The following is a 21,055-nucleotide window of genomic DNA, read 5'->3' as shown; positions in this document are numbered from 1 at the left end:
CTCACCAAGGTCAAGGCTATCCACCACTAAAATGGTACCCATACAAAAAAGTACGGTTCGGAAATGTGCAATATCAGGCTGATAATCAGTACTGTTCTCCTTTGTAAACCTATTCTAGTAGCATACGTGTCTCACTCTGAACTAACCATACATTACACGCTGCGGAAGTGGCTACTTTTTTGCTGTGTGCCTATGTTAATAGGCGCGTCTGGCTGGACGCCAAGTGAGGGACAGTTTTTAGGTAGTGTTGTGGCTCAATGGATAGACGCTGAAGGTGATCACCATAAAATGAGGCTCCTCAATGACTTTGGCTTTACTGACTTTAAGGGAAAGACTTGGCAAGTACCCAAGGGTGTTTTGATCGACGACTCGTCTATCCCCAAGGCTCTGTGGGTGCAAGTAGGTTCGCCCCTAACAGGACCTTATCGGGAGGCAGTGGTCCTTCATAATTATTACTGTAACTACAAAAAAGAGCCCTGGTTTTTGGTGCATCGAATGTTCTATGAAGCCTGCCTAACAGCAGGCTTACCAGAAGTTAAAGCTAAACTGTTGTTTGCGGGGGTATTTGCCACGAGTCAACGGTGGTTACCTGTTTACGGTAAAAGTGGGATTAGTGCGACGACTTTAACGTTTCAAGGATACCAATTAAGCAATGTATCAATCTCAGAAGTAGAGTTTAAGGAGGCAGAAGAATGGATAGAGATGAAAAATCCATCTCTAGACGAGATTGTAATTCGGTTACATTGCTTGATAAAAGCAAAAAAAGAAAAGCGTTTATTCAAGCCAAACGATTTAAATAACGCCGTGTCTAGTAATTAGTACGATATAAAGCATTGAAAATACTCAAAACTGAGTTATCATAATTGCACGTATACACCATTAACAATGCCAGAAGAAGACTTTGTGAAAGGTTTTTATGAACTAAAAACCGACCTCCTTAAAAGGTACTTTAGTCCCTCTCAAGATGAATATTTTGGCTCTCCTATAGCCAAAATGATTGAGTCATTAGATGTAGATAGTAGTGAAACGAGTACCTTATATAAAATTCTCGACGGTGCCTTGACAGACGCTTTATATACTGTTTTGTTAGGTTTGGATGGCGAAGCTTCAATCGGTGACAACAATCAGCAGATGTATAAACTCTTTAATGAGGCAGGTAACGAACTTACTAATAGTGGGGAAATAGAGAGTTACGCTTGGGAATACTTTCACAATCCGAAATAGTATTTTGCACTTTTTCAAGTCAGCCTGACTGAGAGGAGAGTGCACTTGCCGATTCTAGATTTATTTCACTAACGTAAAGGCACTTATACAACAGCAAATCCACCCCTTCAAGATCAGTATGTACGAAGACTTGATTAGTAATCTTACGCTGAATGACAAGCCGGATAATGGGGCATTTTCCAGACTGGCTGATCGATATAGCACTGTTCTTTCGTCTGACTACTTGGCGTTTATTAGATTACATAATGGGGCAAATGGGCTTGTTGGGGACAACTATCTATCAATATGGCCTATCGCTGATGTACTTGAAGTGACGGAATTGCACCAAATTAATGATGACCCTTACAAGCAGTTTGTCATTATTGGTTCGACTGGCTATTTCCACTATGGAGTCCGTGATCGGGTATTCTACGAACTGGATATGATTGACGATAGCTATTCTAGGGAAATGGGTGGCAATTTTGTAGATTTTTTAAGAGCTCTTAAGGCGCAGTGATGTCCTTTTACATATAGCCAATTATACAACTGCTATTTTTGATAGGGTTTATAGTCTTCAAACTCCCATTGAGCTATCCTTCCTACCTTTTCGCCCACCTTTTCCCATATATCCTCGTTAATAGAGCGGATATATCCATTGATCACATCCAGAATCTCATTGAAGTCATAGCGAAATACGAGGAGATAGTGTCGAAGTAGGATAGATGTTTGGTTAGGATACATTTTTTGAATGTACTTAGGTGTGGCAACCATAAGTTGAAAGTTATCAGCTCCTTTTTGTCCTTCAATTCCGACAGCCAGGTTAAGCGAGAAGCCAAAAACCTCGGGATCTTCGGGTTGATAACTGAACAAGTCTGGTACGTCAGCAGAATCGAAATCGACAAGGATAGGTTTCATATAATTGAGTACTAAATTGAGGCTTACTATAGTGCTCCCCTAAAGTTGGACAGTAGTGATAAGTGTAAAACCAATAACTTAGACCTACAAAATGTCCAATCATGGCCAAATCAACTCGGCGTGTTCACGACGCAAACTTCAAGACCAAAGTGGTCCTGGAAACATTAAAGGGGCACAAAACTCTGGCTCAACTCAGCAGCGAATTCGGTATTCATGCTACTCAAATTACTCAGTGGAAGCAACAAGCCTTAGAGGGTTTACCCACGCTGTTCAATGGGCTAGTCAGTTCGCCTATGGCAGACTACGAACGGGAGCAGATCGAAGCCCCCTTGTTTCAACAAATTGGCCAACTCAAGGTGGAAAACGACTACCTCAAAAAAAAATTACGGACGATCTAGTCAGCGACCGGCGTTGCCTGATTGAGCCTGCTCATAATCAGTTAAGTATTAATCAACAGTGTGAGCTACTGGGCATTACCCGCGCCAGCTATTACTATCAGCCAGTGGGTGAATCAGCAGCAAACCTGGCATTAATGGCACAGATCGACAAACTCTTTACCGAACGACCTGAGTTGGGTGTGCGCCGAATGCAGCAAGAGCTAACCACAACACAAACCCCTGTAAATCTCAAACGTGTACGGCGGCTAATGCGGTTGATGAGCCTGGAAGCGATCTATTGCAAACCGAATTTGTCAAAACCTGCTGAGGGACATCAAATTTACCCCTATCTGTTAGGCGGTGTAACCATTGAAGAGCCTAACCATGTTTGGTCAACGGATATAACGTACATTCCGATGGCCAACGGATTTCTTTATCTGTGTGCGGTCATCGACTGGTATACCCGTTTTGTGCTAAGTTGGCGCTTATCGAACACCTTGCTAGTTGATTTTTGCATTGATGCTTTACAGGATGCACTTAAGCAATGGGGTAAGCCTCGGATTTTCAATACCGACCAAGGGGGCCAGTTCACCAGTCCTCGTTTTTTAGGGCCCCTAAAAGCGGCTGAAATCCAAATCAGTATGGATGGAAAAGGCCGGGCCATAGACAATATTTTTATTGAGCGACTATGGCGAACAGTGAAATACGAGCATATCTATTTGCAGGCTTACCCAGATGGTTTAGCTTTAGAGCGCGGTTTAGCCAAGTACTTTCATTTTTATAACTATGGCCGCAAACACCAGTCGCTGGATTACCATACGCCAGCCCAATGGTATATTGAGGGTACAAAGGGGAAGAAAAATACAATTTCGCAGTCAGCTGGTACCATCTTAAATTGACCCACTAACTGTCCAACAGTTGGGGAGCACCATCTACTTATGCTTATAATGCCACTTATACAACACTAAAGTGATACTCTATATGTGCAGTATTAGTTGGGAAAGGAAGAACGTGAAGCGTTGGTTGAGAGACTGCTCGCTAAACTGTGTCACAGGTGAATAAAGGGTTAAAACCTCTAACTTTCACCATCATGACTAACGAGAACGAGTTCGACTTTGAAGCCTTCAAACAAGCGGCTATCAAAGGCCTTTACGAAGGCAAACCCCTGACGGGCGAAAACGGCTTATTCGCTCCTTTGCTTAAACACTTTTTAGAGTCCGCTTTGGAAGGAGAAATGGATGGCCATTTGGCGCAAACCCGACTTCCTGAGCAGAACCGCCGAAACGGCAAAACTACCAAGCAGGTTAAAAGTAGCGCTGGTCCTTTAGAGTTACAGACTCCGCGGGATCGCACCGGTAGCTACCAACCCCAGATCGTACCCAAACGACAGGTCATCCTCACGCCCCAACTCGAACAGAAGGTTTTATCGCTCTACGGTGTAGGAAACAGCTACGCTGACATCAGCAAACACCTGTTGGAGATGTACGGCTATTCACTGTCTGACAGCGAATTAACAGCCATTACGGACAAAGTCATTCCGGCTATGCGGGAATGGCAAAATCGACCATTGGAAAGCCTATACACCTTGGTGTGGCTCGACGGCATCTATTACAAAGTGCGCCATGATGGCAAAGTGGTCACGCGTGTGCTTTATAGCGTGATCGGGCTGAGTTTGGCAGGCAAAAAGCAAGTACTCGGCATTTACACGGCTGAGAGTGAATCGGCTAAATTCTGGTTGACCGTACTCACCGATCTGAAACAACGGGGAGTAGAAGACTTGCTGATTAGCTGTGTGGATGGCTTGAAAGGTTTTGATACAGCCATTGCCAGTGTTTTCCCCACCACTACCGTGCAGCTTTGTATTGTGCACCAACTCCGTAACAGTTTCCGGTTCGTGCCCGACAAGTACCTAAAAGACTTGGCTAACGATCTAAAGACGGTTTATCAGGCTTCTAACCGCGAGCAAGGCTTAGAAAATTTGTTAGTAGTGCAAGAAAAATGGGGCTCAGCCTATCCTAAAGCGGTCCAGCCGTGGTTAGAGAAATGGGAACTACTGTCTCCTTTTTTCGACTATCCACCTGCGATTCGCAAGGCAATGTATACGACCAATACAGTCGAAGGCTATCATCGGCAGCTGCGCAAAGTGACCAAAACGAAAGGGGCTTTTTCGTCGGATGTCGCTTTACAAAAGTTGGTTTATCTGGTTATCCAGAATTTGCAGATCAAGTGGGAAACGACGACTTACAACTGGAAAGAGATCATTAATCAGTTCAGCATTATCTTTGAGGAGCGGATTAAATCACATCGCTTCGAATAAACCCTGCTGACACAGTTCAGCGAGCACTCCCTCAGTTGATAGTACTTGTCTTCATCGTTTTATCTAATATGCAGCCCCTCAAATTTCTCTTTCAAACCTTCATTGAGCCTTTCTGTACTACACTGGACTACGCGACGGCCTCAGGAGGATTTAGGGATGATGAAATTCCATTAATGGCTCGCAATTATGATGGAATCGAACGAAGATTTATGTCCTATAAACAAGAGCATCCTAATGACACGGTATTATACCGATTATATCGGATCAACCCGATTATGTTTTGGGAATGGGGTGATATGGTTACTAAGCCCAAATATCGACTCCCTTATCTAAATCCCAAAGACATTCCAATGAACACCAGCCAGTGAAGTAGGATTTAGTTAATGTACCTTGTCGTAGACCAAACGACTCGATCTGAGTATAATCTCATTACATAATCGGAGTTATAAAACTGCCCTTCAATAAGTACAAAATGCGATGAATGCAAAGGTTATCGTCATTTTGCACTTTATCTTAACCATACCCTTTTGAAAACAGTAGTTGTCGCTCTAAAAGCAGTGGGCATTGCTCTGCTCTGCTTGATTAGTATACCCTTTCTCTTTTTCTTCTTCCTTCAATCAACCGACGGACCAGAGATTGATAGCCGAGAGCTCGTTAATAGCCAACCGTTCCAACATCTCCACCAGCTCGTCCATCAGCTCGATAATACGAGGGATATTGTGGTTCTACCCCGCAACGAGTATATCGTCATTGATAAGCTAGCCATTAACTTGGCTAAGCGAACGTTCGGTAGGGGCCAAGTACGAGTACAAGGTATCGACCAATTGTATGAGCTAGCAAGTATACATAAGTTTTCATCCCTGGACTCGTTGTTGGCCCCTCAGCACCTGGATAGTACAACGGTCTATCAAATCACAGGGGCGATGAAGACAACTAACATAGAGTCCATAGAAATTACGTATAAAGTAATAGCCTACCGTTGGAAGCCAACCTCCTGGCGGTACAGCGAAGAAGGCATACTGTATGTGGAAGATGATATGGTAAATCGCTCACAGTATAAACTATTTGAAGTGATAGGGCCCAACTTTTATCACTATGCTCGCTTGCCTGACTAGATCGAACTAAAATATACTGACTATTCCGATTGTCTAAGGGCCAAATATTGAACTTTCTGTAGGGTAGTTTTATAACTCACGTGGGTGTTGCAAAAGTCGGCTGCCAATAGGTAAAGTATAAAGTAGCTCATTGGTAATCCGTATTTCCAATCGAAAGCACCTGTACGGTTTGAATACTCGCCCTTGGAACAACGGCACAGCTAGGAAGCGCTTGACGAGCCAAGGGTCGAAAATCAATACTTACTTTGTCCAATGCGCTTCGCTTGGACAAGAATGTGGCCTGACTGCTATCCAGTCGGATAACATGCGTGTACTTGGTGCCATGGAGGGTTAATGTATCGCTATAGGTTAGCCCACTTTGATAGGTGTGGAATCCAGCTAGATCCACCAAATATACGAGTTGCTGATTGCACTTATTGACATAGATTAATTGGCCAAAGCCCGAATCATAATCGGGTTTATAGGGAGGGGTACAACCGCCGACTATACTTAACCCCATGAGCAGGTGCAATGCGAGATGCCTAGAGTACCTTCTCGTCATATGATCTTCTTAGAGCTATTTCTAGCGTATGTCCTGTTGTATAATCACTGTAGCTGCTGAATGGTAATCCTAAAGATTGGGATTGCATTTTTCATCAGCCGCTCTCGTTCTGTTAATGGAATAAAGTAAGAAGCCTTTCAGCTAGCGTTCTTTGACCGTGCTTTGGAAAGTACTATCTATCTTCTTCGTTGCAACCCAGGGGAAATAAAGCAAACTAGTCCATCCGTCCCCCAAAGCATGGCCTAGGGAGCATAAGTAAACTCCTCCTGATAGGTCCACTCGGTCCAGCGCGTAGTATCACCAGCGTAACCATTCAGACTGCGTTGTTGCACACTCGATAAGCGCCCTTGAGCATCGTAGCCATAGCGGTATTGGAAGCTTTCGTAGTCTGGGCTGCTAACCCCCCAACCGATGGGATAATGGGCAGTGAGAATAGGTTGAGGCCATAACTGCAAGCGAGCCCGCGGATTACTCACCTGATTATAAAACGTCTGCTGGGTAGACTTGACGGGCGTTTGATTGGGCAGATACTGCTCTGTCTGGATAATATCGCCATCTTGCCAGTAGCTGACCACTACGGGGAAAAGGCCAATGGATTTGAAGGCCAGACCCGTCGCATCACGGGTGAGCTGTAAGTGGCCAGCTGCGGTATATTCATATTGAATGATATGATTCAGCTTAAAGCGGTCCCCTACATGCTCATAAATTAAGACTTGTCCCAGCCGATTCTGATCGTCGTATTCATACTTGCTGACCCAGCCAATACCATCGACCCGTCGGGGACTCACGGTTCCCCGGCTATAGTCAAATCCGGTATATACATACGTCCGGTAGCTCCCCTGGTAGTGGGCCAGCTGGAGTAGATCATAGCCAAAACTAGTCTGTTCACAGCTGCCTACCAGGCGGCCTTGTTGGTCATAGGTATAAGCGGTAAAGTTATTACTGGGTGATCCCAGCGAGCTCCAGCGAATCAGTGAACCGGTTGGGCCTTGCCCCACTTTGGAGATGACCGCGAAGTCCAGTCCAGTAGGCAGCGTCAGTAGGGAGTCAGGTTGAGGGCTAACCTTCAGGTTAAGCGGTACAGGCTCGGTGGGATTAATGCCAGGAGACCGGGGATCGCAACTAGTTAAGAGCAGACTGAAAAAGCCCAAGGCTGTAACCAGTAGGAACTGATTGATTCGTTTGAGTCGGTGGGTGCTGGGGCGTTGAAACAGCATCGTTTTCATCATTATTTTGTAAGTGGTAGCCTAAAATATCTGTTTGGCTAAAGTTGTATAAGTGGCAATATGTAAAGGGAATAATCTAATCAGAAGGTTAATAAATGTATTTCAACTTATACAGATAGTACCATTCAGCGTACTTTTCCTAGCTTAACATATCGATAGGAAATGCTTCCATCAAAATACTCAACAACGATTTTAAGCTTTGACAAAGTTGCCGCAGCCATTTCTAAGATCTGCTCTTGGCTCATTTGCTCCCTTCGTTCTGGAGTAAGGATCACAGTTTCTCCATTAAAACCTTTAAACTCGAAGTCAGGGTCAAAAACTGGCATAAGCGTCTGTTTGACTAAATCCTTAAGTTTACTTACGCTTGCTTTTGAATAAGAATTTTGATGTATCCATTTCACACTTTGATCGTAGATAAGGACTAGCCTACTTTCCACAAATGAGTAATATAATGGCTTGCCCATGCTCTGGGTTGGATAAAAGCTACTAAGCCCAATTAAAAATTCAACTTCAATATCTTTTTCATGTTCCTTTAAGGTACTAACTTCAATAGGTTTACCGTTACGTACCAATTTAATTCCTCCTATTGTTATATAACCAAATCCATTTTTAAATAACTGACTGCTATCCTGCTGTTCCTTGATGTATTTTTTTACTTCTGAATAAAGTAATGGATTTGCTTGAAGATCAATATATTGGATCGCTAAACTATCTTCTAATTCAGTTACGCAAGATGAGTTAGTTTGGCGCTTAATCTGTTCTGTATCACTAACCGATAGAGGTTTAGTTAACGCGAAGAATAGGCTAATGAGAAATATCATTTCTGGTGGTGTATAAGTGCGGTGGCTGTTGCAAAAGGCCCATCAGGTTAGGGGACAAGGATATCCCAAAAAGAATAGTTACCTAAGGTTTCGTTTACCAACACAAGTAGTTGCAAATCTGCTTTATTGCCGTCAAACCATAAGTCAAAATGGACGAGTTGTTCAGTTGAATCGTCAATATCAATAACAAGCAGGTCCTCATAAGCAGATTCTGGCGGGTCTGTCATGACGCCGGGATAAGTTGAAAGCTCATGGCTAATGTCTTCGGCAGAGCATCTTTTTACTGCACTTGCCTCAATGATAGCACCATAATTGCCGGTGATTAGATTACTTACTATGCTGGCAAGGACTTGACGAATAAAATAGCTCATTTTAGACTATCAACGAAACGCTTAAGGTCGCTGTTGCAAAAGTAACTCATTGAGGTCTTGATAGCCTAGCATACGCTAACAACTTATCTATCCCTCAATGAGTTACTTTTGCAACAGCCACTAGGATTATGTAAATGGACAGAAAACAGAATTGCTAACGAAGTCTTATAACTGTAAAATTTAATTCTGTTCAATTTACGGGTTTTACTGCTTAGCTAGCAGACCCTTTATAGCAAAGTAAAATCCGACTGCCCATAAACTGATTAGTACAACATAGCTTATCCAATAATACCCTAATGCGCTTGGTGCTACCTGAGCGACAAAGGCATTAATGGCCTTCCAGTTGAGAGCTAGAATGAACGTTAGTACAATCGTCGTGGCCAAAATCCATCTAGCTCTAAAATTGTATTGATCTTTACTCATGGCCTTGCTCTCATTGGTGTATAAGTGCTTTGATGTCAAGTTAACGGCAGAATATTACCGCGTAGGTCATTGAATAAAGATACCGTTATCGCTTTCTATTCATTAAATAATTAACCCCGATCTGCGCTTGTAAGAGGTTGTACCTCCCCGTTTGGCCTAATTCGGCAGCACCCGCTTTATCCTGCCAAGTCAGGAGTAGATCGAGCCGACAGGCACCAACAACCCTAACACTCAGACCAAGGCCCACATACCGAGATTGGATCGGTCGGTCCTGGCTGTCAGCCGTAGTAGATACATTGTGGGTAGTAGGCCTGGACTTCAGGCCAGAAACCGTAGCTTGGCCAAACTGATAGGCGCCCACTATAAACGGAGAAAACCGGCTGCGCGTGAACTGATAGCGGACTAGTGGACCTGCTGAAATAGCGACATCCTGAACGGCTCCAAAGCGTTCCCGGCCCCAGGTAGCAGCCAAGCCAAGGGCTACTTTATCGGCCACAAAATAGCCTCCGTACGCTTGAGTGGCTGAATACTGCTCGTTACCATAAGTGCCCTTGGAATACCCTACTTGAAAGCCCGCTAACCAAGCATTGCGGCTAAAAGGTAGCGGGCTTTCAAATGCTCTATTTAGTGGCGTTTCATGCTGTGCTTGGCAGAGCCAGGAATACCCTAAAAGGCAAAGAAGTAAGGTCTTTCTCATGACCCAAGTTAGTTATCGTACAACAAGCTGTACTTGGCACAAATATGAACTTATTTTCTAAATATTAGTATTTTAATTATACATCGTAGCCAAACGCTAAGGTAACTGGTAGGCCGTTTTTAGGGGTACTTTGCTGGTAACTGAGCGGCTTAATCTACCAATCTTCCTTTACCATAATGTGAAGCTTTGTTCTTCCGCACGGCGTCCGCCCTTCCCAAAGTACAATTCGGCCTGTTTTCACGGCTTGTATGAGGTGGTTGATCTAAGAATAGTTCATTAACATAAGATACGTGGCTGTTGCAAAAGTCGGTAGTGGTTAACGATACCCATAACTGGTCCATTTGCTGTTGACTCTTGCAGAACCCGCCGTAAAGCTAGATGTCCGGTTAATAGTCACACTGTTCGTCTTGAACTCACCTGTACCTTTAAATTGTGGACTATAAGATACCCCGCTAACTTCGAACGATTCGATCTGGGTGGGCACCTCAAATTTAGTACCCACCAAATGAACCTGATAAGAACGTTCCGTGCTGTTGGGCCTCTTCTCAGTGAATGTATAAGTTCCATCTGTATTCTTGACAATAAGTAAGCTGCCTTTAATAGTGCTAGTTGCTGTCACGGGCGTGTTATCAAAGTCAGTATGACTTGAAAATTGCAACTGATACTGACCCTCATATTTTGGCGTGAGGTCTGGAGCTGGTTTTTGACAAGCAGTTATCAAGATGGATAGTAGTGCTAAACCTAAAAGAAAACTTTTCATAAATATGGCGATTAAGGATTTGGAGTAGTAAGAAAATGTAGGTCGTAAGCTACTGGTAAAGGTTTACAAAGGTTGTTGTATAAGTGCAGTGGCTTGGGTCCGCCCCCGCGGTAGTAAAAGTAAACGGATCAAGCATTGAGCCAAGGATTTGCCAAAAGTTTTGCCAAGCTTACGCATTACCAACAGCAGCTTAGTAATTTATATGTGAATCACTTATTTTTACCTTAGAATTCGCGGTTGCAAAAGTGCGGTATAGATGCGCATGAATAGGAATCTAAATAGGGCCCGATGAATGGCTATCAATTGCCTACTTAACCAATTCGCTCGTGGCAGCATCGACTTTTGCAACAGCCACATACCATATGCAACTTGACCAGGAATTATACAATTTACAGTTCCGTACTCACTTTGCTACAGAGCTTTCAAAAACGACTTTTCACCCGGAAACGGCCTGCCCTTACATCCCATAAAGAACCACGCTAATTAGCCAACCATTCATCATGAGCATACCAATCGATAAACCTGTTTGGTAATTTGACCGCTTCTATCGTCCTTGAGCCAAACTTTAACCTTATCACAATGCCCACAGGAAGCGTCAAATTTTTTAATGAGAGTAAAGGCTTCGGTTTTATCAAACCCGATGATGGCAGCGACGATGTGTTTGTGCACATTTCCGGTACGAGCGAAGAACTCCGAGAGAATGATAAAGTAACTTACAATGTCGAACAGGGCAAGAAGGGCTTGAATGCGGTCAACGTCAAACGGACGTAAGACCATCGGGCGGTCCGCTAGTAGTACAGGGAGAACAGAACAGGCTGCCAAAGCCTGTTCTGTTGGTTTAAGGGTAAGCTGGCTTCGATTAACTAAATTATACTTTTATTAAAGGGGGTTAGCCAAACGAATTTAGGCTTATAGCGTTTTACAAACGGTGATTTAAGAAATGCCTTAATTGAACAGAAATTCATTCTCGTCTGTACAGGCACCCAACTTCACTATTTTATAAAAAATAGTATTTTACTGTTATCTTGATCACAAGCTGAGTCAACTTCTGTGTTTTCAAGGATTGAACTTTTCATAGTTAGCGTTCACGAAAAGCAACCTTTTCGTGAACGCTTTCTTACTTTTAAGCCGAACGTCTGACTGGCTCCCTGAGTCATTAGAAGCGTTCATTTGGCTAAGGGATTTCTTGGACGAAATAGACGAATCCTAAAATTGAACTTATCGCTGATGTAGCTTGTAATTTCCAAATAAAACCTGAGACAAATAAAATAGTATAATTCAAATAAGCTATCATATTCTAATCACATTACCTAAGCAAAAATCTATAACTTAATTGGAGAATCCTACCAATTAATTTGCCTATTCTTACAACATTTGGGGTCGCGTAGATGAACATTACCCTCCAAAGAATTACAGCAAAAAAATCTTGAGTGATTATTAGCAACGGCTGCCCGGACACAAACTCAACCCCTACTGAGAATATGAGATGTTGATATGGTATTGGACTGCCAATGCGGATGGTAATTTGACCGGGATGGGCGCAACTTCGACGCCGGGCGAATTATTGAGTAGGTATATTACGGCTTTTCGCAATCTCGCTAAAACGGGCTTTTTTAAGACGAAAATCATAAATATGGGTAAAGGAAAATTGACAGGCGAATGTGTGTTCTTAACACACTTAATTATTACCTAAAGGCATAACAAATACTTTGTAAGAGTTTTCTGCTGTAAAGGCCACAGTCCCTTGCCGAGAGGTAATAATTGTAGGTTCTATTGCTACTGTATGAAAAACTGGTTTGATACTATTTGAATGTATATCATAGAGAAGAACACCATCACCCATAAGGGATATAAATATATACTTTCCGCCAGTAGACTTAATATCTCTAATATAGACAAGACTATTCTGAGCTGATATTTTGAGTGTCGACAATGCATCTAAAAGTGGTGAATAAGTCGCTTTTTCTTTAGGCGCATGTAATAGGTCAAGCTCCCAAACAGTAACTTTCGTATGTACATCCACTTTACCTGCTAGGAAGTAACGTATTCTGTTCCCCTCTTTACAAATAGCAAGCTCGCCCGTCCTATCAATATCCCCTTCAGTATTTAATTTCACAAATTTCACGTTGAATGCTGGCGTAACAGAAATTATCAGCGTCCCTATGAGCCCATGATCACCATAGACGGGAACAAAACTGATGTCATCTATAATTGTAATTTCTCTTGTTGTTAGTTGTTCTTCTGGGGACGACGCTGGAGCATTACCTAAAACATTAGCCCAGCGTTCGGTATGGATTGTTTTATGGTTCCGTATTACTGAAAAAGTTGGGAAATTATTACGAATTATTAATGGAGCAGGCTGGTCTGAAGAGAAAATATCTGCCAATGTAGAATCAAGCCTACTGTTTAGGTATGGCTCCGTCTTAAACTTCCGCTTATGTACTGAGAATAGATGATGCTTACAAGACAGTAGAAACACCCCGCCATTTTTCAAACTCCATATTTCACAAAGATTATCCGTTGTGTCCTGGATTGGTATCCTCCCTAGAATGTATGGACTTAACGTTATTGATTTTAAGTTTTTTCCTAAATCTTCATTAGGGACATGTATTACATTCCAGCTTTTATCAACGAGTGTCAGGCCATTCTCATCAAAAGCAATACCTCTGATAGCTTTCTCACTATGAAGTTCAGTGAAACCGAGATAGCGAAGCGAGTCCACTCGCTTCAACTTTGACCGAAAATAGGCGATGTATTTGTTCAGAGTTGGATTTCTTGATTCCTGTCTCGCAAGTATATCAGCAATGCGATTAATTCGAAAGCCAAAACTAGGATGACTTTCATCTTCATATAAGGAGGAAGTTGACCCGCGTGTAAACAACAGCGTTGTACTCATTTGAGAAGCTGAAAATAGCAATGCGGCACTTAACGCTTCGTCAGAATTAAGTTTGTCTTTAATGCCGGTCGCTCCGGAAAATTCCCCTAGAATATCTGAATCAGAAAATAACCCCTGAGAATATCCTTTTTTGAAGGCTTCAAGAGAATAAACATCAGCTTCTAACTCTTTATCCCTTGAATTAGAAAATAGATTTCCATCGAAAAAGGGGCTAAGTGACCGATGCAATGTGCGATGCCCAAGCTCATGTAGAAGAATCAAAGTCAGAAATGTCTGAGTGAAGGCAAAGTCTCGATTCCTCCAAAAAGGAAAAATCGAGACTCCTCCAAAACTATCTAATTCTTTCGGTCTGAAAAGGCTGCGATCTATAAAAACAGCGTCTAATTCAGGATCATAAACAGCATTGCCAGTAAAACAACCTGTAAATTTTTGCGAACGAGAATCAGTCAAATAGAAATGAAGCGATGTTTCAGTTGGAAGCCCGTTAATTACAATTGAATCTTTAATGTTCGCGGCTTGAACAGCTCGTAATACCAATTCTTGAAAAAGAACATTCTCCTCAGAAGTAAGGCGACCAATATCCCCAGTAGTCACAAATTTTTTAAGGGTTATAAACCTCGACTCAAATCGTGGAGCAACTGCAAGCCACCCAAGTAGAATGGCAATTGCTCCTCCACCTACTATTCTAATCCAAAAAGCAGTTGACTTCTTCATGCGACTGCTGTTCTTTCTCTATTATGCGTCTGTGCTCTTTTTACCTTCTGAAGGTTGAGCTGAATCCTTAACTTTAGTTTCTGTTTGGCTGACGAACCCATTGATGATTACCAGGCAACAAAAACCGTTCTCTAGTGCAATCACCAGCAGTCCGGGAAGTGTCATACTTCCCGTCGATTGTAAAAGTAGGGCGTAGACAATCGGCGCACCTACTAAACCAAGCCATAAATCAATAGAGCGGGTCATTTCAGAAAGAAATACAAGGGGCTTCTCAATCGTGTTTTTCCCGGTCGCTTGCAGAGCGCGTAGGTTGCGATAGAATGATCCAAGTACTACGCCTATGATGGTAGTTAGGAAACTTAAAGCAAATCGCATCAAGTTCACCTCATCTGTGCCCGAGAACATGCCGAATGAAGGACTTTTCGGCACCAGATACCAGAACATGATAAAGCCAATCACCAAGGCAATAACGGGTAGGAGAAATTTTATACTGCTCGACATATTTATAATTGGTTATGGAGTACTTACCCCAAGTAGATTATCCAAGCCCTCTGTTGAAAGCTCAATCTAAACAAAAATATATTTTCGTCTGACAATCAATTAATTAAAAATAAACTTAACGACATCGTTGATCATTCACCAAAATAGCCGGACCATGGTTAAGGGTTCTCAGTGGACCATAGAAATGCATGCTGTTTAAAAGTAAGGGTTGGGTTTAATTACGTAAATTTTGCGTCCATTTGGTATAAAAAACGCCGTAAAACCCTGATTACTCACCGATACTTGAACGGCAGTTCCGGGGCTAAATACAATGGCTGTTTTTCCGGTATGAACATCTAAGAGATAAGCCGAATCATTCGCAAAGATCACAAGGATCTGTCCGGATGGCAATAATGTTGCGCTGGTCAACTGCGGGTCAAAATGGCCCATAATGTTGCCCGTCTTATGACGCTCCGTCAGTACGCTATCAAATAAGAAGGGTTGGTCTGATAATGGCTCTATTGGCCGGGTAGTTGATAGAATCGATGCAATAAAGTGAATTCGATTCCGCGTCAATAAGACATATAACGGTTCTCCGTTTCGGGGCACGACGACCAGTTTATCATTCGCAATAGATGGCATCTCATAGCCTTCCTTATCCCGAAATAGTAGTGGATTGAGGGAACGTATTTTCCCCGCGTAGAGATCAAGCTGCGCGACTCCAACGATGTGCTCAGGAATCCCTTGGCCATCGAATATGGTTAAATAAGCTAGGCTATCCGTAACTGTACCTACTTCAATGTTAACGGATACGAGGTTAAATCGTTTAGCACATGCCTGCTTAATGGTAGCGGTGCGGATGCGATTGGTTACCAAGCCATTACGCACAATGATAAACTGCTCATTTTGAGCAACAACCGATTTTAATAGGGCTACCGTTGCGGGCTGGGGAGAAGTATAAGCTTCTGCTCGATAGCCGTCCTTTCTAAGCTGCCGTGTTAGGGTTGGTGAAGCAATAAACTGGTTATTTTGAATGGTCACCGCATTGACCTCGAACGTTTTATAATCGGGTCTGATAATGATAGGCCCGCTTTTAGGATGAACCCACATTTCGCTGTGATAGGCCTCATCCTCATCCACGCTCTGATAAGGTCCATTAATGGTAGGCCTTTGTCGTCTAACGGTATGGTTCTTCGCTGAAATAGCTTTTTGTACTTCGTCAAGTGATACAGAAAATATGTGACCTCGGTTGGTCATAGAAAGTAGATGTTCAGCATCAAAGGTCACCTTTTGTACGCCTTCGGTTAACTGTATCTCAGCATAGTCGGATTGGGCTAAGTGTTGCATCCGATCGAGGTTCCTCCTATAAATGGCAGCATGGGCCTTCAGGGCAGAGCTATTTTCTGGAGCGGCAACGGCCGCGTCGAGGATATCCATAGCCCTTTTGATAAAATTCGGATGAGCCGTGTCTTCATAAAAGGAAGAAAAATCACTGTCCGAGAACATAAGTGCCTGGCTCATATTCGCCACTGAACTGACTAAATCAACCCACACCCGTTCTGAAACGGACAAGTTGCTATCCTCCATTTGTATGAATTCGGCCGCCCCCTCGCCTACCAGATGCCCTCCGGTGCTAAGATCTGCCTGGTAGGCCTTTTTAAGGGTATTGACCGCAAAATTATCGGCTTCTTTTTCTGCCTTTCGGGAACTGCTACCCACGTCAAAGAAACCACTCGAACGACGGTGAAGCTGACGATGGCCTAACTCATGGAGCAAAATAAAACGAAGGTAAACGGGCACGAAAGTAAAATCTTTTAGCGAAAGCAAAGCGTTTGGACTTTTTTCACCTAACATTGGAATCTCTTTGGGATACAGGATTTGTTGATCGATGAAGATCGCATCTAGTTCCGCATTGTAAATGGCATTGCCCCTGGCGCACCCCGTACTTGACATAGCGTCGGGTGTAGTCACATAAACATGCAGATGGCCAGGCTGCGGCTTGTTATTAATAATAATTGGCCCTTTAATACCCGCCTGCGGAATAATCCAGGTAAGGGTTTGTTGTAGTAGATCCGATTCCTCTAATGACAATTTGCCAATCGTTCCCCGTTTAAGTTCCTCTTCGATTGCTTTCCACTTCGCTTCGGCTGGGGATGTGTCAAAAATTAACCAACCGATCAGCAGCAACAGAAGAAATCCGAGAAGCCACCGCAATAGTCTAATAGTGCTTGACGGGACGTATACATTCATCGGCTGCCTTTATACAATGACCAATACCATTTAAGTCGTAAATGACTGATCGTTGGTAATTTACGTATTTACCTTAATTCCTACTACGGCTTTCTCAAAGGCGGGTCGTGAATTCACCACCGAAAAGACAAAATAAATTTAAGTGACGAATTTGGTTCGTTTTTTAGATTTACCCAAAAGCTGTTTTACGAATGCTTTTATCTGGAAGTTAACCCGAAAGTCCGCATTGAGAGCTTTGCTATTCGGCCCGATTGCGTGACCCTGCAAGCGTTCCTGAAGGAGCAGCAAAAAAAGAATGCCCTACCGATGCATCTTTATGGGGACTAGTCCGTCTTGGATGCAATTCTAATCATTGCATCCCGTATGAAAACCACTTTGATTTCCATTTTGCTGTTGTGGGGTATATTCACCCATGCGCAGGCTCCTTATGCTCAGGAACCCGTTGCCGACCATTATAAACAGCTTAGCGCATTGAGAATCGGGAAAATAACTCGGCCGCGCCTGGAAGGATACCATTCACTATCCATCCAGTGAATACGGCAGCTCGCTGACCTATGTGCTGGTGAAGCCTTATTTTCTGACAGCGTAGCAAGTCGAAACCCTTAAAACCAGTGTTCGCCCACCAGCCAATTCCTCCGACCAGACTCGCAAGGAACTCGATCATTTATTGGCGCTACAGCGCACCCTCACCCCAGAGCAGATAAAGCGCGTCGAATTCCTGGGCGATATTGGCTTTTGGCCACCCGTTGATTTGCTCTCCTCGCACCCGGATTATCGTCAGAACTTGAAAGACCTGTTTTTTGAAGGTCGTGAAATTTTAGGAGCTGGTTGTAGGGCAGAAAACTATCCGAAAACGGCCCACTTGCTAAAAGGTGTTATGCAGGATATGCGGGTGATGGAGTTTACCATCAAATATCACTTTATTCGCACTCGCCCTTACATTTCGAACCCAAGCTAAAGCCGTTGACTCGGATCGGCACCCCGGCCTTTGCCAGGGGGCACAACTAATGGGCGTTTATCCAGGCATACACCTGGAGCGTATTGCTGCCACAGCATCGGGCCGAATTTCTCAAACTCGCCGAAGAAATCCGTCGTTCGCGGGAGATCATGGGCATTCACTACCCCAGCGATAATGAAGCCGCCCGCCTGGTGAAGCATCAAATGCTGATCTACTATAATAAGAGATCTACCTTTCAACGTGACCTTGAAGCGGCTAAAGCTGAGTGGAAAAAATAGCGCCCCTCTGGAAACTTACTCAGATAAACTGAATTTGTCTGGGTACAGTGATAGTAAGGGAATCTGCTATATCTCGCAAAAAGCCCTAAAAATAGGACAGTGTATTGGCCCTTGTACAAACCTCCATTCGCATGTGAAAAGAATTGCTAGTTACCACCCAATACACATTTAAGATTTGCCTTAGAAATGGTATTATACCGTTAAGGCAAAATAAGAATGGCCTCCCCCGCACCGCTTTAATAATTTGTACTTTTCATAGAGTCCGTTCATAAAAAGTAACCTTTTCGTGAACGGTTTCAGGTATCAGAGCTGAACTTTATGCTATCACTATAAGTCATGAAAAGCGTTCATCGGTCCAAGGGTTTTTGTGAACGATTTTTTAAGGGCTGTCATAACCAACCTAAAGTATTAATTTACAAATATTTACGCCGTTCATTTATTGATCTCCTTTACCCTTTAATTAGACGATTTTGATCTTGACCCGTCCTAATTTATGCTGACCGTTTATTGGTTATCCATCTTTTTATTGACCACTAATTTACACCCTATTTTAACTACCCGCCAGATCCACTGTCTGCTTTTGGGGATAATAATTCTTCCACCTTCGCTTCAACTTTTTTCCCCCGTTGTGCGCTTGAGCCGGCACGAGCATGTCACAACTTAAGTGTGGACGCTTATAGTTGTAAAGGAAAACCGCTTGCTCAAGTACTAACTCGGCCTGGGCCAATGGGTACACCCCTCGGTGAGCTAGATACTCATTCTTGATGATCCCGTTTACCCGTTCAGCAATGGGATTCTCCAGCGGATCACCGCACCGGCGGCCCGGCCGTCTCAGTCATACTGATATCAACATGATAGGCGTCCAGCAACGTGGTATAGATGGCGCTACAGTATTGAATTCCCCGATCACTATGGTGAATCAATGCCTTGGCCGTTCGTCTATTGATCTTTTTCAGGGCCATTTGTAAGGCCGCTTTGCAATGAATAGCCCCTAGAGTTGGGGCTACACAATAACCCATGATTCGTTTGGAATAGGCATCGGTCACGAACGAGATATAGAGGCATCCGTACTGCGTAAACCAATAGGTGATGTCCGATACCGCACCGGCGGCCCGGCCACAATTGGTTAGGTCTTTCCACGACTAAGTCCTTGATCAGGTTCGGGTACTTGCGGAACGGATGACCCGAAAAGGTAGTCCTCACCTTCCGCCTTCGCCTTCTAATTAACAGTCAATTAGCTGCTAGAAGGTCGAAAAAGCCATCCCGTCCCATCTTTATTCCCCTTTCCAAAAACTCTTCCTCTAACATACTGTAGAGCTTACGACCGCCAATACGTGGATGATCCTGACGAACTTTCTTGACCAGAAGTAGTATGTCAGCGTCGTAGCTCACCTGGCCCGTTTGCCGTTGCCAATATTGATAGTAAGCCTGTCGAGAAAAACCAAGCACACCCTCTAGCTGCCGAATCGAAATGTTGGGATAATTGGTCAGCATAAACCGGATGGCTTGGTAACGGACTTTTTTTCAATATCCACCCCCAATTCATGTTTAGCCACCCGGACCAGAGTTGAATAATAAAGGACTTTGAAATTAGCCGCTTCCAGTTCTTGTTCGAGCGAACGCAGCTTGGCCCGCAGTTGATTGACTTCGGCTTCATTCTGCTGGGGCGAGTTCTTGGTTGACGCTCGTTTTCGAGGGGGTGGCAGATCAGAATCACACGAGGCAGCTTGCTTATTGGCTTTTGTCTCCTCTTCGATTTTTCTGATCCAGCGCAGGACGGTCATTCGATTGACTTTATACCGCTCAGTGGCTTGGTCAATGTTGAGTTGACCGAGTAGAACGGCGGCCACCATTTGGCGCATACAGGTTTGGGCTTTTTCATGCGTAGTCTAACAAGTCTGTCCATAAATTGACTGTTTATGGTCAACATTTGTCAGGACAAGTCATCTTGACCCGCCCGGAATAGTTTTGACACCGGTGGTGTTCACTTGGCATCGGTTGCGGGTAGTGCCGGGCCTTTGGGGCCAGGGCTTGCCGGTTACTGTGCGGTCGTCGCCGACGCGAGTGTGGATCGGGTTCCTGTTTGGCGCTGTATTCTTATCGTAGCTGGTTGCGCCGGACCTCCACGGCCGGCGTTTTTTTTGGCAATCTTTTGCCAGATTATTAACTATCAAAACCAGCGAAGCCCAACTGAATAGATGGGCTTCGCTGGGAGGGGCTTCGGTATGACTGTGGTTTACAGGGTGATTTTTTCATGGGTTTTGGGAGGATTTGTGTTTTCCCGTTTCCAGCTTACCGAACACATTACAATGACAAGACCGGTCAGTGCAGGTATTGAAAAGCTCAGGTACCCAAACAGGATGAGCCGATGCAGAAACTCATTACCCGAAAAAGCTTCCACGTATACCTGAAGAAGCGACGGCACACACAGCCAGAGCAGCAAGGTATCGAGGATTCTATGCACCTTATGCTTTTTCCGGGCTTTGGGTACCAGCGTGTTGGAATGAACACCCAGGTTCACCAAAGCTAGGCTCCCGATTGAAGTGATCATCAGTAGTACACTGATGACGCCTACCTCGGAAGTAATTAGGTCGGGATGCGAATGCCCGACAAAACCGATTGTCTCAAGGCTAACCAGGAGCATCAGGCTTGGGAGGATAACGGACGGCGCTTTCATGACTCATTAGGGGTTTGATTAGTTTTGATTGAGAAG

At 43.8% G+C, this 21,055-nt stretch carries 25 protein-coding genes; 10 read left to right on the top strand and 15 right to left on the bottom strand.

Features of this window, described 5'->3' with window-relative positions; all coding sequences use genetic code 11:
• Positions 1-192 precede the first annotated feature (192 nt).
• The 3 genes from GJR95_RS41275 (at position 193) to GJR95_RS41265 (ending at position 1,720) form a co-directional block, all read left to right on the top strand.
• Entirely contained in the window at positions 193-819 is a 627-nt protein-coding gene (locus tag GJR95_RS41275) for a DUF1353 domain-containing protein (protein WP_162391438.1), read from the top strand.
• Between the two features lie 66 nt (positions 820-885).
• The gene (locus GJR95_RS41270) at positions 886-1,224 is read left to right on the top strand and encodes a hypothetical protein (protein WP_162391437.1); all 339 of its coding nucleotides are present in this window, start codon (positions 886-888) and stop codon (positions 1,222-1,224) included.
• A 118-nt stretch (positions 1,225-1,342) separates the two neighbouring features.
• Entirely contained in the window at positions 1,343-1,720 is a 378-nt protein-coding gene (locus GJR95_RS41265) for an SMI1/KNR4 family protein (protein WP_162391436.1), read from the top strand.
• Between the two features lie 32 nt (positions 1,721-1,752).
• Here GJR95_RS41265 and GJR95_RS41260 read toward each other — a convergent pair whose 3' ends face one another.
• A complete protein-coding gene (locus GJR95_RS41260; protein ID WP_162391435.1) occupies positions 1,753-2,118 on the bottom strand; it encodes an immunity 8 family protein in 366 nt (121 codons plus the stop codon).
• 101 nt (positions 2,119-2,219) lie between these two features.
• On the opposite strand from GJR95_RS41260, the gene GJR95_RS41255 reads away from it, so the two are divergent.
• From GJR95_RS41255 to GJR95_RS41245, 3 genes are all read left to right on the top strand, one after another.
• Positions 2,220-3,394, top strand: a protein-coding gene (locus GJR95_RS41255) for an IS3 family transposase (protein ID WP_394369977.1) whose coding sequence is annotated in 2 segments (ribosomal slippage) — positions 2,220-2,511 and positions 2,511-3,394 — 1,176 coding nt in all. Because the reading frame shifts where the segments join, the coding sequence is not laid out codon by codon here.
• A gap of 191 nt (positions 3,395-3,585) precedes the next feature.
• Positions 3,586-4,812, top strand: a complete 1,227-nt coding sequence (locus tag GJR95_RS41250) for an IS256 family transposase (RefSeq protein WP_162391433.1) — start codon at positions 3,586-3,588, stop codon at positions 4,810-4,812.
• A 68-nt stretch (positions 4,813-4,880) separates the two neighbouring features.
• Positions 4,881-5,180 carry a hypothetical protein gene (locus GJR95_RS41245; protein ID WP_162391432.1) on the top strand — a complete coding sequence of 100 codons (300 nt, stop codon included), beginning with the start codon at positions 4,881-4,883 and terminating at the stop codon, positions 5,178-5,180.
• Between the two features lie 874 nt (positions 5,181-6,054).
• Here the strand turns inward: GJR95_RS41245 and GJR95_RS41240 are convergent.
• The 6 genes from GJR95_RS41240 to GJR95_RS41215 form a co-directional block, all read right to left on the bottom strand.
• Positions 6,055-6,426, bottom strand: coding sequence for a hypothetical protein (locus GJR95_RS41240; protein ID WP_162391431.1), 372 nt, complete (start codon positions 6,424-6,426; stop codon positions 6,055-6,057).
• Between the two features lie 284 nt (positions 6,427-6,710).
• A complete protein-coding gene (locus tag GJR95_RS41235; RefSeq protein WP_162391430.1) occupies positions 6,711-7,697 on the bottom strand; it encodes a hypothetical protein in 987 nt (328 codons plus the stop codon).
• 122 nt (positions 7,698-7,819) lie between these two features.
• Positions 7,820-8,515 (bottom strand): hypothetical protein, encoded by a 696-nt coding sequence (locus tag GJR95_RS41230; protein WP_162391429.1) that lies wholly within the window; start codon positions 8,513-8,515, stop codon positions 7,820-7,822.
• 47 nt (positions 8,516-8,562) lie between these two features.
• Positions 8,563-8,886: a DUF7668 domain-containing protein gene (locus GJR95_RS41225; protein ID WP_162391428.1), complete on the bottom strand. Its 324-nt coding sequence runs from the start codon at positions 8,884-8,886 to the stop codon at positions 8,563-8,565.
• Between the two features lie 508 nt (positions 8,887-9,394).
• Positions 9,395-10,006, bottom strand: coding sequence for a hypothetical protein (locus tag GJR95_RS41220; protein ID WP_162391427.1), 612 nt, complete (start codon positions 10,004-10,006; stop codon positions 9,395-9,397).
• 316 nt (positions 10,007-10,322) lie between these two features.
• Entirely contained in the window at positions 10,323-10,766 is a 444-nt protein-coding gene (locus tag GJR95_RS41215) for a hypothetical protein (RefSeq protein ID WP_162391426.1), read from the bottom strand.
• Positions 10,767-11,345: 579 nt separating this feature from the next.
• Between GJR95_RS41215 and GJR95_RS41210 the strand changes: the two genes are divergently transcribed.
• Positions 11,346-11,537: a cold-shock protein gene (locus tag GJR95_RS41210; protein WP_162391425.1), complete on the top strand. Its 192-nt coding sequence runs from the start codon at positions 11,346-11,348 to the stop codon at positions 11,535-11,537.
• Positions 11,538-12,444: 907 nt separating this feature from the next.
• Here GJR95_RS41210 and GJR95_RS41205 read toward each other — a convergent pair.
• The 3 genes from GJR95_RS41205 to GJR95_RS41195 form a co-directional block, all read right to left on the bottom strand.
• A complete protein-coding gene (locus GJR95_RS41205; protein ID WP_162391424.1) occupies positions 12,445-14,376 on the bottom strand; it encodes a hypothetical protein in 1,932 nt (643 codons plus the stop codon).
• Positions 14,377-14,397: 21 nt separating this feature from the next.
• Complete coding sequence (locus tag GJR95_RS41200) at positions 14,398-14,877, bottom strand: hypothetical protein (protein WP_162391423.1); 480 nt, start codon at positions 14,875-14,877, stop codon at positions 14,398-14,400.
• Between the two features lie 195 nt (positions 14,878-15,072).
• Complete coding sequence (locus GJR95_RS41195; protein ID WP_162391422.1) at positions 15,073-17,070, bottom strand: ImmA/IrrE family metallo-endopeptidase; 1,998 nt, start codon at positions 17,068-17,070, stop codon at positions 15,073-15,075.
• Between the two features lie 399 nt (positions 17,071-17,469).
• Between GJR95_RS41195 and GJR95_RS41190 the strand changes: the two genes are divergently transcribed.
• From GJR95_RS41190 to GJR95_RS42445, 3 genes are all read left to right on the top strand, one after another.
• On the top strand, positions 17,470-17,640 hold the full coding sequence (locus GJR95_RS41190; RefSeq protein ID WP_162391421.1) for a hypothetical protein: 171 nt from the start codon (positions 17,470-17,472) through the stop codon (positions 17,638-17,640).
• 133 nt (positions 17,641-17,773) lie between these two features.
• A complete protein-coding gene (locus GJR95_RS41185) occupies positions 17,774-18,064 on the top strand; it encodes a hypothetical protein (RefSeq protein ID WP_162391420.1) in 291 nt (96 codons plus the stop codon).
• A gap of 83 nt (positions 18,065-18,147) precedes the next feature.
• Positions 18,148-18,342 carry a phosphatase PAP2 family protein gene (locus tag GJR95_RS42445; RefSeq protein ID WP_232541029.1) on the top strand — a complete coding sequence of 65 codons (195 nt, stop codon included), beginning with the start codon at positions 18,148-18,150 and terminating at the stop codon, positions 18,340-18,342.
• A 550-nt stretch (positions 18,343-18,892) separates the two neighbouring features.
• Here the strand turns inward: GJR95_RS42445 and GJR95_RS42930 are convergent.
• The 5 genes from GJR95_RS42930 to GJR95_RS41155 all read right to left on the bottom strand — a co-directional run bounded on the left by GJR95_RS42930 (position 18,893) and on the right by GJR95_RS41155 (position 21,019).
• Positions 18,893-19,108 (bottom strand): integrase core domain-containing protein, encoded by a 216-nt coding sequence (locus GJR95_RS42930; RefSeq protein ID WP_394370013.1) that lies wholly within the window; start codon positions 19,106-19,108, stop codon positions 18,893-18,895.
• Positions 19,109-19,148: 40 nt separating this feature from the next.
• Positions 19,149-19,433 carry a DDE-type integrase/transposase/recombinase gene (locus GJR95_RS41170; RefSeq protein WP_162392053.1) on the bottom strand — a complete coding sequence of 95 codons (285 nt, stop codon included), beginning with the start codon at positions 19,431-19,433 and terminating at the stop codon, positions 19,149-19,151.
• Positions 19,434-19,572: 139 nt separating this feature from the next.
• Entirely contained in the window at positions 19,573-19,836 is a 264-nt protein-coding gene (locus tag GJR95_RS41165; protein ID WP_162391418.1) for a hypothetical protein, read from the bottom strand.
• Positions 19,830-20,204, bottom strand: coding sequence for a hypothetical protein (locus GJR95_RS41160; RefSeq protein WP_162391417.1), 375 nt, complete (start codon positions 20,202-20,204; stop codon positions 19,830-19,832). The genes GJR95_RS41165 and GJR95_RS41160 overlap by 7 nt, the downstream gene beginning before the upstream one ends.
• Positions 20,205-20,578: 374 nt before the next feature.
• On the bottom strand, positions 20,579-21,019 hold the full coding sequence (locus GJR95_RS41155; protein WP_162391416.1) for a hypothetical protein: 441 nt from the start codon (positions 21,017-21,019) through the stop codon (positions 20,579-20,581).
• Positions 21,020-21,055 lie beyond the last annotated feature (36 nt).

The organism is Spirosoma endbachense, assembly GCF_010233585.1.
Taxonomy (GTDB): Bacteria; Bacteroidota; Bacteroidia; order Cytophagales; family Spirosomataceae; genus Spirosoma; species Spirosoma endbachense.
Note: the sequence above shows the minus strand (reverse complement) of the source record. Positions and strands in the feature narration are given on the sequence as shown.

Excerpts from the sequence above, each read along its gene's own strand:
- GJR95_RS41265 (WP_162391436.1), top strand. The coding sequence starts at position 1,343 with ATGTACGAAGACTTGATTAGTAATCTTACGCTGAATGACAAGCCGGAT.
- GJR95_RS41235 (WP_162391430.1), bottom strand. The coding sequence starts at position 7,697 with ATGATGAAAACGATGCTGTTTCAACGCCCCAGCACCCACCGACTCAAA.
- GJR95_RS41225 (WP_162391428.1), bottom strand. The coding sequence starts at position 8,886 with ATGAGCTATTTTATTCGTCAAGTCCTTGCCAGCATAGTAAGTAATCTA.
- GJR95_RS41165 (WP_162391418.1), bottom strand. The coding sequence starts at position 19,836 with ATGCTGACCAATTATCCCAACATTTCGATTCGGCAGCTAGAGGGTGTG.
- GJR95_RS41215 (WP_162391426.1), bottom strand. The coding sequence starts at position 10,766 with ATGAAAAGTTTTCTTTTAGGTTTAGCACTACTATCCATCTTGATAACT.
- GJR95_RS41270 (WP_162391437.1), top strand. The coding sequence starts at position 886 with ATGCCAGAAGAAGACTTTGTGAAAGGTTTTTATGAACTAAAAACCGAC.
- GJR95_RS41210 (WP_162391425.1), top strand. The coding sequence starts at position 11,346 with ATGCCCACAGGAAGCGTCAAATTTTTTAATGAGAGTAAAGGCTTCGGT.
- GJR95_RS41200 (WP_162391423.1), bottom strand. The coding sequence starts at position 14,877 with ATGTCGAGCAGTATAAAATTTCTCCTACCCGTTATTGCCTTGGTGATT.
- GJR95_RS41205 (WP_162391424.1), bottom strand. The coding sequence starts at position 14,376 with ATGAAGAAGTCAACTGCTTTTTGGATTAGAATAGTAGGTGGAGGAGCA.
- GJR95_RS41190 (WP_162391421.1), top strand. The coding sequence starts at position 17,470 with ATGAAAACCACTTTGATTTCCATTTTGCTGTTGTGGGGTATATTCACC.
- GJR95_RS41230 (WP_162391429.1), bottom strand. The coding sequence starts at position 8,515 with ATGATATTTCTCATTAGCCTATTCTTCGCGTTAACTAAACCTCTATCG.
- GJR95_RS41160 (WP_162391417.1), bottom strand. The coding sequence starts at position 20,204 with ATGCGCCAAATGGTGGCCGCCGTTCTACTCGGTCAACTCAACATTGAC.
- GJR95_RS41275 (WP_162391438.1), top strand. The coding sequence starts at position 193 with ATGTTAATAGGCGCGTCTGGCTGGACGCCAAGTGAGGGACAGTTTTTA.
- GJR95_RS41250 (WP_162391433.1), top strand. The coding sequence starts at position 3,586 with ATGACTAACGAGAACGAGTTCGACTTTGAAGCCTTCAAACAAGCGGCT.
- GJR95_RS41245 (WP_162391432.1), top strand. The coding sequence starts at position 4,881 with ATGCAGCCCCTCAAATTTCTCTTTCAAACCTTCATTGAGCCTTTCTGT.
- GJR95_RS41155 (WP_162391416.1), bottom strand. The coding sequence starts at position 21,019 with ATGAAAGCGCCGTCCGTTATCCTCCCAAGCCTGATGCTCCTGGTTAGC.
- GJR95_RS41240 (WP_162391431.1), bottom strand. The coding sequence starts at position 6,426 with ATGGGGTTAAGTATAGTCGGCGGTTGTACCCCTCCCTATAAACCCGAT.
- GJR95_RS41220 (WP_162391427.1), bottom strand. The coding sequence starts at position 10,006 with ATGAGAAAGACCTTACTTCTTTGCCTTTTAGGGTATTCCTGGCTCTGC.
- GJR95_RS41260 (WP_162391435.1), bottom strand. The coding sequence starts at position 2,118 with ATGAAACCTATCCTTGTCGATTTCGATTCTGCTGACGTACCAGACTTG.